Genomic DNA, 12,651 nt, shown 5'->3' with positions numbered 1-12,651 from the left:
GGGGAGCGACGACGTGATCGTACGGATGTGGGAGGCGCGGGCCGAGGCGTACGGCTTCGCCGACCTGATCACCTGGGTCTGCGACACCGCCCTGCCCGAGTTCGAGCACGACCCGCTGCACCTGTCCAGCGAGGTGTTCAGCTCCACCGACCACCGGGTGGTGGTGATCTCGAAGTGGCGCAGCAGCCCCCGGGCGCTGCCCGACCCGCCCGCGACCCTGGTCGCCCGCCCGCCGCACACCTGGGACTTCACCCAAGTCGACCGCTGAACCCCGCTGCCGGCTGGCGTTCGAGAAGTGATGCGGCGTCGTCGCCCCGCTCGCAGACGATGAGTTCGTCGGGCGTCAGCCGATTCACCAGCGCGGGGGAGTGGGTGGCGATCAGGAACTGCGTACGGCCGGAGGCTTCGCGCAACAGTTCGACAAGTCGGTCGAGGATGTGCGGATGCAGCCCGTGATCGATCTCTTCGATGCACGTCAGCCGTGGGGGAGACGGGTCGTAGAGCAGCGCGAGCAGGGCGAGGGCGCGAATGGACCCGTAGGAGGCCTCTCGCAGCGTGGTCGCCCCCGGCAGGCCTCGCTCGACCAGGGTGAGGACGGTTCCCTCTCCGGCACCGCCGATCGCGGTGAACTCCAGCCGTTCCAGACCAGGAATGAAGGCACGGGCGTCGCGTTGCAGCGCGTCGAACCGGTCGGCGTGCCGATCGGCCAGGAACGCGAGGAACGCGGCGAGGTTGCTCGCGTCGTTGTGCAGGCGCTCACTTGTGCGTTCCTGCGACGGTCGACGCGCGGCAGGGACGTCGACGTCGAACACCCGGAAGCCGGCGAACAGATTCGCCAGCGCCTCCACCTGCTCGCCACCGTCCTCCGGGCTTAGTTTCGGTAACGTCGACAAGCCGAGGGAACCCTCCCGCAGGCTCGCGGTGTCTTCCCCACCTTCCGGCTTGTGGAACGTGATCCGACCGCCCTTGACCGTGATCCGTCGGCCAGGACCAGCCGTCCGCTTGAATGCGAAGCTCTCCGCTCGCCGCAGGTAGTACCGCTCCTTCTCGCTGCGACCGGACTTCATCTTGTCGGACGAGAACTTCAGCGTGTAGGTGTCGGTCGCCTTCAGGGAGCTGTTCTTGGTCACCGCAGCCTCGACCTCGATGCTGATCGACTGCCGAGATCCCTTGGCGGCCCGAAAGACCACCCGATCGAACCCGGCGCGCCGGTCGAGCGCCGGTGCCAGGTCATCGCGGGTGGCATCGCCAAGGAAAGCGATTACGTCGAGGAGATTCGACTTGCCCGCGCCGTTGGGACCCACGAGAACGTTCAACGCCCCCAGGTGGACCTCGACGTCGCGAAGGCTCCGGAAGTTGAGCACCTTCAACCGCAGGAGGTATGGGGGGCGCCGCGTATTCGTGCCCTTTGGCCGTCTCGGGATCATGTCGTTTCCCCGTTTCTCAAAGGAAAATCGGGGATTTCCCACAGCAGTGTATGGCCCAATTCCTTTGCAACCTCGGTCGCGATTCGCTCGGCACCGTAGAGGTAGATGCGGGCACACGAAATGGCGCCTATGAGGCCGATGGAGTGTCTGCCGCCCGGCTTCGCCCGAAGCACACTGCTGGCCGTCGTGTTTCCCTTTAGAGGACCTGGCCACACTTCGCTTCGCCAGCCGGAGGCAAGGCCGTGGGTTAAACAATGCCGTACCTCCATCCAGCCGTCAGCGCGCTTGCATGCTTCTTCCCAGGTAATCCTTTCGGTGGCTGGTCGACCGTGCACGGATGGAATGTTCCATACCTGCAACGGAGATGAGCCCGCCAACCTTGTCGCGATTCCGGGAAATTCTGTCTGGCATTTCTTCTGAAAATCGTGAACCGTTGGATTGTTCATCGATACGCGCCTGGCTATCTGGCCCATCCCAAAGCCCCGCAGATAGAGCGCTGTGGCCAGGAAGTCTTCGGCAAATCCTTCGAACGCCGATATCACCCCAAGGACTACTGCCGGAGGTAGGGCGGAGTAGTTACCCGCATGGCCTTGTCTGCGTGGGTGCAAGCTAGTCAGTCGTTTGGGCACCTCCAGTGACCGGGCGAGACGAGTCACGCTGTCCTGAAGGTCTACCTGGAACAACTGAACTCCCTTCCTGGCATCTGTGACTTCGGGACTGCAACCTAATTGACAAATTCTTGGTGTGTCAACAGCTATAAACCATATGAACTTCGTTCACGCTGGTGCCTCGTCACGCAATTTTCCTGGCGCGCCTGTGGTGGTCGAAGCCGTCCTGCATAAAGTGCGACCGGTAACTTGGATTCGGGTCGTTCAGCCAGCCCCCCAGTGGCACCTCGCTGCTGCAATGGTCTCCGGGTCCATCGTCCGATCCACCGCAGAACGGGATCTGGGTTGATCGCCAGGGTTGGCCGATACTGGCGGGGTGGCTGACGACGAGGCGACAGGGCTGACCCGATGGACGATCCACGGCGAGCGGGTGGTGGATGACAGCCGGAAGGCTCGGCTGAGCATCGCCGAGGTCGAGCTGCCGGACGGTGTCCGGTTCGAGCAGTACGTGATCCGGGCTCCCCTGTCTGCCATGGTTGCCGTGCTGGACGACCAGCAGCGGCTGTTGTTGATGCGGCGGCATCGCTTCGTGCTCGACCAATGGGTGTGGGAACTCCCCGGCGGCTACGTCGACGGCGATGAGGAGCCTGCGCGGTGCGCGGTGCGTGAGGTCGAGGAGGAGACGAGCTGGCGGCCGCATGAGGTCGAGCCGCTGCTGTCGTTCCAGCCGTGGGTCGCGACGGCGGACGCGAAGAACTTGCTGTTCTTCGCTCGGAGGGCGGAGCACACGGGTGCTCCGGTGGATGTGAACGAGGCGGAACGGGTCGCCTGGATACCGTTGGCCCAGGCCCGTGCCCTCGTGGAGCACGGGGAGATCGTCGGAGCCGGCACCGTGATCGCCGTGCTGGAGTTGACCGCACGTCAGGCGCGGGGCGAGTTGTAGCCGTCTCGGCGGGGCCCGAGGGTGGCGTCGACCTGATGGGTGAAGTGGCGGACGGCAGGTCTGCGGCGATGCGGCGCGAGTTGGGCTCGCAGGTCGTGCAGGTAGCCGGCGGCGCGGGCGGATCGGAGCTGCGAGGCCAAGGCCAGCGCTTCCGCGCCGATGGCGCAGGCCCTGTCGGGTTCGTTCCGCTGCGCCTGGACGGTGGCAAGTAGGGCGAGGTTGAACGCCTTGCCGCGTACGTAGCTTTCGTTCATTCTCAGCGACTTGACGGCGAAGCGTTCTGCCTGCGCCGGCTTGCCGAGCGCGGTGAAGCAGTGGCCGAACTTGGCTGACAGGTATGCCTCGTCGAAGTAGCCCAACCACCGCGGGACACTGCTGCGGTCAGCCCGGTCGAGGGTGCGTTCTGCCTGGTGCAGCGCTTGGGCGCAAGCCCCTTCGTTCTTTGCGGCAGCGTGGGCGTGTGCCTCCATGACCAACGCCTCGGCGGCCAGGATCGTCACACCAGCAAGGTGCGCGGTCCGTCTCGCGGCGCGGGAGAGATCGACACCTGCTCCGGTATGGCCGAGGTAGGTCGCCTGATGGCTCATGGCGGCAAGGATCTCCGCTCCGAGCACGGAGTCACCCGCCGCATGGGCGAAATTCAGCGCGACGGCGAGGTGTCGCTGGGCAGCCCCGTGATCGACCTCGTCGTAGGCCTGCCAACCGGCGAGCTGAGTCAATTCGGCGACGGCGCTGAGTAGCCGCCGGCCGGTTGCGGGATTGTATCGACCCTCGGTCAGGATCGGGGCCACCTCCTGGTGCAGGTAGCGGACCACTGTCTCGCGGGCGTGCCCGCCTCCGTACTGGTTGTCCAGTCGCCGATAGGTTGCGGTCATCTCCCGGATCGTGTCGATGTCGGGCTGACCGATGCTGCGGCCACCGGCTCGGTCCACGTCACGCGGCGGAGGCGCGGTGAACCAGCGGAGCGCTGGAAGGGTGTAGCCGGCCGTGCTGAAGGCCGCTTGGCGAATCACGTCTCGACGGTTCACTTCACCTTCCCAAAGCTGCGCGGCCGCGCTGACCTCCTGGTGCCAGGACCGGTCGACAGGTGGATCAGGATGCCGTTGATGGACGGAGTCGGCTGTGTCACTGGGGGATGCGCGTTGGCGCGGGGCTAACCCCAACGTCATACGTGCCTCGTCAGGCATCCGAAGGCCATCGGCGATGCGTTCCAGCACGTCGATGGAGGTGACCTTCCGTCCAGCCATGATGCGGCTGACATAGCCCTGTTCAAGTCCGACGGCGGCACCGATGCGGGTCTGACTCGCGTGGGCCAAGCGGCTGACGTGTCGGAACAAGGCTCCGACGTCACGGGCGTCGAGAGCCGCGCGCACGGCCTTGTCCCACCACAGGTGGCCCGGGATCTGAAGCGAATCGAGCAACGGCGCGCTCCCAGCGCGATGATCCAACTACTGACGGTGTTCAGCTCGCAGCTTAGAACGGGAGGAGACGCAGGTCGAGCCAGCACATGTCACTGTCACATGAGCCGTCGACATGGCTTATGGGCCGGCGCCGGCGCAATTCTGCGGGCATGCCTTACGCCTCGGAGAGCTTGCCGCCCGATTCACCCGATCGTCGTCATACGCCTGCACGGCTCCCGCCGACCATCTCACCGGCCCGATGACCGTGGGTGCGCTCCGCGACCTGAAGGCGCTGACCGAGTACGCCCGCGAGCAGATCGAGGCGGCTGACGCGCTGCTGGTGGCGCACGAGGCGACGGAGCTGAACCTGTGCCGCTGCGGCCGACCGTGCCCCTGCGAGGAGCGCCGACAGGCAGTCGACAGACGCGGCCACTACGCCAAGATCGTCGGTGCTGCCCTGTGACGACCCGGTCCGGGTGGGCAGCCATCCGTACGCCGCACCGCCGTTCTTCGGGCCGAGCGCGATGAGCGTCTCGCAACCGCCGGAAGACGAGCCGATCGGTCGTCGGGTGGCGCGGTGGCGGGACCGGCGACGGATGACGCAGCAGATGCTGGCCGACCGGCTCGGCAAGTCGAAGAGCTGGGTGGACAAGGTCGAGCGGGGCGTCCGCTCCCTGGACAGGTTCTCCGTCATCCAGGACGTCGCCGGAGTGCTGCGGGTGGACGTGTCGGTACTGACCGGCGCAGCCACCAGGCCGGCGGTGGCCGGTGCGATCGACGAGGACGTGGACAGGGTGCGGGCTGCGCTGGCCCGCTACGACTTCCTCCAGCCCGGACCGCCTCTCCGGGCGGTGCCACCGGTCGGCGAACTGGATCGACAGGTGACACATGCCTGGCTGAGCTACCAGCGTGCGCACTACCCGCAGCTGATGCGGATGCTGCCGGGCCTGCTCGGCGACGCCCAGCGCGCCCATGCCACCCAAGGTGAGGGGGATCTGCTGATCCAGGTGTACCGGATCACGGCGTCGGTGCTGGTGAAGCTGGGGGAGGCCGACCTGGCCTGGTTGGCCGCCGACCGGGCGATGGCGGCGGCGTCCGGTGACCCGCTCTTGGCAGCGGCCGCCGCGATCCCCCTCGGGCAGGCGTTGCGTGCCGCCGAGCGGGGCAGGTTGGCGATGTCGGCGACGGCCACCGCCGCACACCGGATCGCGCCGACGGTGCCCCAGGCCGGTGCGCCGCCGGAGTTGGCGCTCTGCGGAACACTGCTGGTCGAGGCTGCGCTCGCCGCTGCGAGCTGTGGCGATGCGCGCGGCGCGGGGGAGTTGCTCGCCCAGGCCGGCGAGATCGCCGAACGGGTCGACGGCAGCCAGGACCACCACCACACGGGTTTCGGCTCCACGAGCGTCCGGTTGGCGCGGGTGACAGCGGCGGTCGACCTGGACGACGGCGGAGCGGCGGTCGCCTGGCACGAGAAGGCCGTCGGCGCGAGCGGGTGGTCGCTGCTGCCGGTCGAGCACCGGGCCGCGCACCTGGTGGATGCCGCGCGGGCGTACCTGCACGTCGGTGACCTGCTCCGGGCGGGCCGGGCCCTGGTCGACGCCGAACGGACCGCGCCGGCCGAGATCCGCTACCGCCCGGCGGCCCACGCCATGGTCGAGTTCGTGGCGTCCGTTCGGCCGGTCGCGGCCGGCGTGGCCCGCCTGGCGTCGCTGATCGGGCTGACCCGGTGACCGCCCCGTTCCTGTCTCTGGCCCAGATCCACAACCGGCTCGCCCTGACCGCCCGAGCGGTCCTGCGTCGGCATCGACCCGACAGGGGCGGTCGTTGCCAGGTCTGCCACATTCCGCGCTGCCCGGCGCGCGGCCTCGCGGAGGATGTCCTCGCCGCACTCGGGCGGAACCGGTAACCAAACTCGGGCGGAACCGGTGACAGGGAAAGCGTTGGCGTGGTCGATGGCTGGCCGCCTAGCGTCGCCGGATGCGTGACGACCCGGCCGGCGAGACCGGCGTACCCGACGACCGTTCGCCGACCCGCTACCTGCTGTGGCTGGCCGGCCGGCAGCCGCTGACCTTCTTCGCCGGCATCGGGTTCGGCGTGGCCTGGATGGGCGCGCGGGCGCTGGTGCCGGCCGCCGTGGGGCAGGCCGTGGACGCCGGGCTCACCGGCCGCGACGGGGGCGCGCTGCTCACCTGGGGGCTGGTGCTGCTCGGGCTGGGCGTGCTCCAGGCCGGGGCGGGCCTCCTGCGGCACCGCTGCGCGATAGCCAACTGGCTGGGCGCGGCGTACCGGACGGTGCGGTTCACCGTGGACGCGGCGAACCGGCTGGGGGCCGCGCTGCCCGGCCGGGTCGCGGCCGGCGAGGTCGTCAGCATCGGTACGGCCGACATCAGCCAGATCGGTGGCGCGATCGACATCACCGCCCGGGGCGCCGGCTCGCTGGTCGCCATCGCGGCGGTGGCGGTGATCCTGCTCTCCGCGTCGGTGCCGCTCGGGCTCGTCGTGGTGCTCGGGGTGCCGCTGCTGATGGCGGTGGTGGGGCTGCTCATCCGGCCGCTGCACGACCGGCAGCAGTCGTACCGGGACTCGGAGGGGGCGCTGACCGCCCAGGCGGCCGACATCGTCTCCGGGCTGCGGGTGCTGCGCGGGGTCGGCGGCGAGCCGGTGCTGTCGGCCCGGTACCGGAGCCGGTCCCAGGCGCTGCGCGCCGACGGGCTGCGGGTGGCGCGGGTGGAGTCGCTGTTGGAGGCCGCCCAGATCCTGCTGCCCGGCGCGTTCCTGGTGCTGGTCACCTGGCTGGGCGCGCGGTTCGCGCTGCGGGGCGAGATCAGCGCCGGCCAGCTCGTCGCCTTCTACGGCTACACCGCGTTCCTGGTCAGCCCGCTGCGCAACCTCACCGAGGCGGTGGACCGGCTGACCCGGGGGCACGTGGCGGCCCGGCGGGTGGTCCGGCTGCTGCGGCTGGCCCCCGAGCTGGTCGACCCCGCCCGCCCGGCGAGTCTGCCAACCGGGCCGGGCGAGCTGGCCGACGCCGAGTCGGGGCTGGTCGTGCCGGCCGGCCGGCTCACCGCGCTGGCCGCCGCCGCGCCGCAGGACGCCACCGCGATCGCCGACCGGCTCGGCCGGTACGTCGACGCGGACGTGACGCTGCACGGCGTACCGCTGCGGGAGGTGGCGCTGGCGACGGTGCGGGAGCGGATCCTGGTGGCCGACAACGACGCGCATCTCTTCACCGGCCCGCTGCGGGCGGAGCTGGACCCGCACGACGCGGCCGACGCCGCGAGGCTCCGCGCGGCGCTGGACGCGGCGAGCGCGACCGACATCGTCGAGGCCCTGCCCGGCGGGCTGGACGGCCGGGTCGCCGAGCGGGGGCGGGAGTTCTCCGGCGGCCAGCAGCAGCGGCTGCGGCTGGCGCGGGCGCTGGTGGCCGACCCGGAGACGCTGGTGCTGGTCGAGCCGACCAGCGCGGTGGACGCGCACACCGAGGCGCGCATCGCCGGGCGGCTCGGCGCGGCCCGGCGGGGCCGCACCACCCTGGTCTGCACCACCAGCCCGCTGGTGTTGGGCCGCGCCGAGTGCGTGGTCTTCGTGGCCGACGGCAAGGTGGTGGCGCAGGGGCCGCACGAGGAACTGCTGCGCACCGAGCCCCGGTACGCGGCCACGGTGAGCCGGGGGGAGAGCTGATGAGCGCCGTGCTGCCGGTCGCCGACGCGGGCCAGGTCCGCCGGTACGCCCGCGCCCTGATCCGCCGCCACCCCCGCGCCCTGGGCACCGCGCTGGGCCTGCACGCGCTGGCCGCGGCGGCGGGGCTGGCCGCGCCGCGGCTGCTCGGCGACCTGGTGCAGGGGATCTCCCAGGGCACCTCGACGCTCACCGTGGACCGGATCGCCCTGGCCATCGGCGGGTTCGTGGTCGCCCAGGCGGCGCTGACCCGGATCGCCCACCTGGCCTCGGCCCGCCTCGGCGAGGGGTTGCTCGCCGAGCTGCGCGAGGAGTTCGTCGACCGGGTGCTCGCCCTGCCACTGACCACCGTGGAACGGGCCGGCAGCGGCGACCTGCTCACCCGGGCGTCCCGGGACGTCGCCGCGCTGTCCAAGACCGTCCGGTTCGCCCTGCCGCAGACGCTGATCGCGCTGGTCACCATCGTGTTCGTGGTCGCCGCGCTGCTGCTCACCGGCCCGCTGCTGGTGCTGCCCGCCCTGCTGGCGGTGCCGCTGCTGTGGGTCGGCACCCGCTGGTACCTGCGCCGCGCCCCGGCGGGCTACCTGCGGTCGAACGCCGCCTACTCCGACATCACCGACGGCATCAGCGAGACCGTCGAGGGGGCGCGGACCACCGAGGCGCTGCGCCAGCAGGCCCGCCGCCGGGCCCGCACCACCGCCGACATCCACCGGTCGTACGCGGCCGAGCGGTACACCCTCCGGCTGCGCAGCGTCTTCTTCCCGGTCGCCGAGCTGGGGTACGTGGTGCCGATGGTCGCCACCCTGGTCATCGGCGGCTGGTTCCACCTGAAAGGCTGGGTCGGCCTCGGTCAGGTCACCGCCGCCACCCTCTACGCCCAGCAGCTCGTGGACCCGGTCAACCGGCTGCTGGCCTGGCTGGACGAGTTGCAGGTGGGCGGCGCGTCGATGGCCCGCCTGCTCGGGGTCTCCACGACCGGCGACCCACGGGCGGGCCTCGCCTCGGCCCCGCAGGCGCCGGCCGTGAACCGGGGCGTCGACGTTCCCCGGCTGGCCGCCCGCGACGTCCGGTACGCCTACCGGCCGGGTCGGGACGTGCTGCACGGGGTGACCCTGGTCCCCGAGCCGGGGGAGAAGCTGGCGATCGTCGGGCCGTCCGGGGCGGGCAAGTCCACCCTGGGCCGGCTGCTGGCCGGGGTGCACGCCCCGCGCACCGGGTCGGTGACCGTCGACGGGCGGCCGCTGGCCGAGCTGCCCCTGGCGGAGCTGCGCGGTCACGTCGCGCTGGTCACCCAGGAGCACCACGTCTTCATCGGCACCCTCGCCGAGAACGTGGCCCTGGCCCGCCCCGACGCCGACCCGGCCCGGGTCCGCGCGGCGCTGGCGGCGGTGGACGCCCTGGAATGGGTGGACGCGCTGCCGCAGGGGCTGGGCACGGTGGTCGGCGCGGGCGGGCGGCCGCTCTCCCCGGCCCAGGCCCAGCAGCTCGCGCTGGCCCGGCTGGTGCTGGCCGACCCGCACACGCTGGTGCTCGACGAGGCCACCTCGCTGATCGACCCCCGGGCGGCCCGGCACCTGGAGCGCTCGCTGGCCGCCGTGCTGGCCGGGCGGACGGTGGTGGCCATCGCGCACCGGCTCTTCTCCGCGCACGACGCCGACCGGGTGGCCGTGGTGGAGGACGGCCGGATCACCGAGCTGGGCCCGCACGACGAGCTGGTGGCGGCGGGCGGCTCCTACGCCGCCCTCTGGCGCTCCTGGCACGGCTGACCCCGCCGCCGGGCGGGCGGGTCAGCGGGTGAGGGCCATCAGCAGGCCGAGCAGGACCAGGGTGGCCACGGCCACGGCGAAGACGACCAGCAGGTCCCGCCGGCCGTGGTCGGCCGCCGCCCCGGCGGGGGCGGGCTCCGCCGGCAGGTCGCGGGTCACCGTGGCCAGGTCGCCGAGGGTCCGGGCGGACCAGACGAGCCCGGCCCGCTCGGAGAACTCGTCGAGGCTGAGCCGGCCCGCCGAGGTGTGCCGTTGCAGCTCGGCGACCACCCGGTGCCGGTCGTCGTCGGAGGCGCGCAGCTCGACGTCCACGAGGGACAGCGTACGCAGCCGCGCCGGCCCGGTCAGCCGGCGTCGAGCGGTTCGCGGGAGGCGGCCGGGTCGGTAGCGGGTCAGCCGGCGTCGAGCGGGTCGGCCAGCAACCGTTCGAAGGCCAGCTCGGCCGCGCCGATCAGGGCGGCGTCGTCGCCCAGCATCGGCGTGCGCAGCCGGACGTGTTCGAGGCAGGCGGAGAGGCCGACCGCGTTGAGCCGGCTGCGGATCTGGGCCGCCGCCGCGAGGTACAGGTCCCGCGTCGTCCCCCCGAAGATCACCATTTCCGGGTTGAAGATGTTGACCAGGTTGCCCACGCCGAAGCCGAGCCAGTCGCCGACCTGCCGCACCGCCGCCTGGGCCCGCGCGTCGCCCCGGTCGGCGGCGTCGAAGACCGCGAGCACCGCCTCCCGGCCGTGGGCGGCCGGCCGGCCCGCCGCCCGCAGCAGGGCGTGCTCGCCGATCTCGGACTCCCAACAGCCGCGCGACCCGCACGCGCAGGGCGCCCCGTCCCGGTTGACGACCATGTGGCCGACCTCGCCGCCGTACCCGCCGTGCCCGGTCAGCCGGCGGCCGCCGGCGATGATGCCGGCGCCCACCCCCACGTCGCCGTGCAGGTAGATGACGTTGTGGCAGCCGACGGCGGCACCCCGGGTGTACTCGGCGAACGCGCAGACGTCGGCCACGTTGCCCACCAGGGGTGTCGCGCCGATGTCGAGCTCCGCGGAGAGGGCGGCCCCGATCGGCTCGTCCACCCAGCCGGTGTGCGGGCCCAGCCGGACCAGGCCGTCGTCGCGGCGGACCATCCCGCAGACCGCGATGCCCACGCCGATGCAGGTGGTGCCGGGGGGTACCTCCTGCTGCATCGCCCTGAGCTCCCCGGCCAGCAGCGGCGCGGTCTGCGCGGCCAGCAGGCCGCGCGGACGCTCCAGCGTGCGCCGGCCGAGCACGACGCCACCGAGGCCGACCCGGGCGACCCGCAGCCGGTCCACCTCGATGCTCAGCGCCCAGGCGTAGACCCGGCCCGACTCGGGACGGACCACCAGCGATGGTCGCCCCGCCCGCCGGGTCTCCTTCGGGGTCTCCTCGCTGACCAGGCCGGCGGTGACGAGGTCGGTGGTCAGCGCGCCGATGGTGCTGCGGTTGAGCCCCAGCGCGGTGGTGAGCGTGGCGCGCGACGTCGCGCCGTGGACGTGGACGTGACGCAGCAGCGCGCCGAGATTCTGCCGGCGAATCTCCTCCTGGCTCGGGCCTGCACGCATCGGCTGTTCAGCGATTTCCGGTGGCGACGGCACGGCGGCGCGACAGCGCGTCGATCCCGGCGGCCAGCAGCAGCACCAACCCGGTGAGCAGGTACTTCACCCCGGAGCTGGCGTTCATCAACCCCATGCCGTTGTCGATCGTCGCGACCACCGCGCCGCCGAGCACCGCGTCGACCACCCGGCCCTTGCCGCCGAAGAGGCTGGTGCCGCCGATGACGGCCGCGCCGACGGCGTAGAGCAGCACGTCGCTGCCGCCGGTGTTGGCGTCCACGGAGCTGAACCGGCTGGCGGCGACGACACCGCCGACCGCCGCCATCGAGGAGCAGATGACGAAGACCGAGATGCGGATGCGGTCGACGCTGATCCCGGCGCGGCGGGCGGCCTCCCGGTTGCCGCCGACGGCGTACACGTGCCGGCCGTAGGCGGTGCGCGACAGCAGGAAGGTCAACGCGACGAGCAGCACGGCCAGCAATGGTACGACGACCGGCATGCCCCGGTTCGAGCTGATCATGCTGTTCAGGCTGCGTTCGAGGTTGAGCACGTAGACGGCGACGCCGACGCCGACGGCGAGGGCGAGGACGCGGGCCAGCAGCACCGACGGGGGATCGGTGACCAGGCCCCGGACGGAGCGGTTGCGGTGGCGCAGCAGTTGCACGGCGGCGTACCCGGTCACCGCCACGGCGGCCAGCAGCCAGCCGGCCAGCGGCGGGAGGTTGCTGTTCTCGATGGCCACGATGGGCTCGGCCTGGACCGGGATGCTGGTGCCGCCCTTGATCAGGATGAGCATGACGCCCTGGAAGGCGAGGAAGCCGGCCAGCGTGACCACGAAGGACGGGATGCCGACCTTGGTGACCAGGAAGCCGAGCGTCAGCCCGATCAGCGCGCCGGTGCCGAGGGCGGCGAGGGTGGCCACGTACCACGGGTAGCCCTGGACGGTCAGCAGGTTGGCCAGCACCGCCGCGCAGACCCCGCTGGCGAAGCCGGCGGAGAGGTCTATCTCCCCCACCAGCAGGACGAAGACCAGCCCCATCGCGATCAGCACGACGGCCGCGCCCTGCGTGAACAGGTTGGCGAAGTTGCCGGCGGTGAGGAAGTTGGGCCGCAGGACCGAGAAGAACGCGCAGAGCACGACCAGGCCCAGCACGGCCGGCAGGGCGCCCATGTCGCCGCCGCGCAGGCGGGCCAGGTAGCTGCGGACGTGCCCGCGCAGGGTGGGCGGCCCGCCGGGGGCGGCCACCGGCTCGGCGTACGTGGC

At 71.7% G+C, this 12,651-nt stretch carries 12 protein-coding genes; 6 read left to right on the top strand and 6 right to left on the bottom strand.

Features of this window, described 5'->3' with window-relative positions; genetic code table 11:
• Positions 1-13 precede the first annotated feature (13 nt).
• Positions 14-268, top strand: a complete 255-nt coding sequence (locus ACLQ2V_RS01485) for a hypothetical protein (RefSeq protein WP_425716978.1) — start codon at positions 14-16, stop codon at positions 266-268.
• On the opposite strand, the gene ACLQ2V_RS01480 is transcribed toward ACLQ2V_RS01485, so the two are convergent.
• Together ACLQ2V_RS01480 and ACLQ2V_RS01475 are read right to left on the bottom strand one after the other, a co-directional pair.
• Positions 249-1,364: an AAA family ATPase gene (locus tag ACLQ2V_RS01480; RefSeq protein WP_425716977.1), complete on the bottom strand. Its 1,116-nt coding sequence runs from the start codon at positions 1,362-1,364 to the stop codon at positions 249-251. The genes ACLQ2V_RS01485 and ACLQ2V_RS01480 overlap by 20 nt on opposite strands.
• 59 nt (positions 1,365-1,423) lie before the next feature.
• Positions 1,424-1,969, bottom strand: coding sequence for a hypothetical protein (locus tag ACLQ2V_RS01475; protein ID WP_425716501.1), 546 nt, complete (start codon positions 1,967-1,969; stop codon positions 1,424-1,426).
• Positions 1,970-2,411: 442 nt separating this feature from the next.
• Between ACLQ2V_RS01475 and ACLQ2V_RS01470 the strand changes: the two genes are divergently transcribed.
• Entirely contained in the window at positions 2,412-2,978 is a 567-nt protein-coding gene (locus ACLQ2V_RS01470) for an NUDIX hydrolase (protein ID WP_425716500.1), read from the top strand.
• On the opposite strand, the gene ACLQ2V_RS01465 is transcribed toward ACLQ2V_RS01470, so the two are convergent.
• A complete protein-coding gene (locus tag ACLQ2V_RS01465) occupies positions 2,957-4,399 on the bottom strand; it encodes a helix-turn-helix domain-containing protein (protein ID WP_425716499.1) in 1,443 nt (480 codons plus the stop codon). The two genes, ACLQ2V_RS01470 and ACLQ2V_RS01465, sit on opposite strands and share 22 nt — an antisense overlap.
• 238 nt (positions 4,400-4,637) lie before the next feature.
• Between ACLQ2V_RS01465 and ACLQ2V_RS01460 the strand changes: the two genes are divergently transcribed.
• The 4 genes from ACLQ2V_RS01460 (at position 4,638) to ACLQ2V_RS01445 (ending at position 9,822) form a co-directional block, all read left to right on the top strand.
• Positions 4,638-4,841, top strand: coding sequence for a hypothetical protein (locus ACLQ2V_RS01460; RefSeq protein ID WP_425716498.1), 204 nt, complete (start codon positions 4,638-4,640; stop codon positions 4,839-4,841).
• A 61-nt stretch (positions 4,842-4,902) separates the two neighbouring features.
• Positions 4,903-6,108 (top strand): helix-turn-helix domain-containing protein, encoded by a 1,206-nt coding sequence (locus ACLQ2V_RS01455; RefSeq protein ID WP_425716976.1) that lies wholly within the window; start codon positions 4,903-4,905, stop codon positions 6,106-6,108.
• A 247-nt stretch (positions 6,109-6,355) separates the two neighbouring features.
• Positions 6,356-8,059 carry an ABC transporter transmembrane domain-containing protein gene (locus tag ACLQ2V_RS01450; RefSeq protein ID WP_425716497.1) on the top strand — a complete coding sequence of 568 codons (1,704 nt, stop codon included), beginning with the start codon at positions 6,356-6,358 and terminating at the stop codon, positions 8,057-8,059.
• Positions 8,059-9,822, top strand: coding sequence for an ABC transporter ATP-binding protein (locus ACLQ2V_RS01445; RefSeq protein ID WP_425716496.1), 1,764 nt, complete (start codon positions 8,059-8,061; stop codon positions 9,820-9,822). Before ACLQ2V_RS01450 ends, ACLQ2V_RS01445 begins: the two co-directional genes overlap by 1 nt.
• Positions 9,823-9,843: 21 nt before the next feature.
• Here the strand turns inward: ACLQ2V_RS01445 and ACLQ2V_RS01440 are convergent, their stop codons facing one another.
• The 3 genes from ACLQ2V_RS01440 to ACLQ2V_RS01430 form a co-directional block, all read right to left on the bottom strand.
• A complete protein-coding gene (locus ACLQ2V_RS01440; protein ID WP_425716495.1) occupies positions 9,844-10,134 on the bottom strand; it encodes a DUF1707 SHOCT-like domain-containing protein in 291 nt (96 codons plus the stop codon).
• An 80-nt stretch (positions 10,135-10,214) separates the two neighbouring features.
• Entirely contained in the window at positions 10,215-11,396 is a 1,182-nt protein-coding gene (locus ACLQ2V_RS01435; RefSeq protein WP_425716494.1) for an ROK family protein, read from the bottom strand.
• A 7-nt stretch (positions 11,397-11,403) separates the two neighbouring features.
• Entirely contained in the window at positions 11,404-12,558 is a 1,155-nt protein-coding gene (locus ACLQ2V_RS01430) for a sugar ABC transporter permease (protein WP_425716975.1), read from the bottom strand.
• Positions 12,559-12,651: the final 93 nt, after the last annotated feature.

It is taken from the genome of Micromonospora sp. DT233, from assembly GCF_049841815.1.
In the GTDB taxonomy this organism is placed as follows: Bacteria; Actinomycetota; Actinomycetes; order Mycobacteriales; family Micromonosporaceae; genus Micromonospora.
The sequence above is the reverse complement of the archived record's forward strand: the minus strand, read 5'-3'. Positions and strand labels throughout refer to the sequence as shown.

Excerpts from the sequence above, each read along its gene's own strand:
- ACLQ2V_RS01435 (WP_425716494.1), bottom strand. The coding sequence starts at position 11,396 with ATGCGTGCAGGCCCGAGCCAGGAGGAGATTCGCCGGCAGAATCTCGGC.
- ACLQ2V_RS01455 (WP_425716976.1), top strand. The coding sequence starts at position 4,903 with ATGAGCGTCTCGCAACCGCCGGAAGACGAGCCGATCGGTCGTCGGGTG.
- ACLQ2V_RS01445 (WP_425716496.1), top strand. The coding sequence starts at position 8,059 with ATGAGCGCCGTGCTGCCGGTCGCCGACGCGGGCCAGGTCCGCCGGTAC.
- ACLQ2V_RS01450 (WP_425716497.1), top strand. The coding sequence starts at position 6,356 with ATGCGTGACGACCCGGCCGGCGAGACCGGCGTACCCGACGACCGTTCG.
- ACLQ2V_RS01430 (WP_425716975.1), bottom strand. The coding sequence starts at position 12,558 with ATGGGCGCCCTGCCGGCCGTGCTGGGCCTGGTCGTGCTCTGCGCGTTC.
- ACLQ2V_RS01460 (WP_425716498.1), top strand. The coding sequence starts at position 4,638 with ATGACCGTGGGTGCGCTCCGCGACCTGAAGGCGCTGACCGAGTACGCC.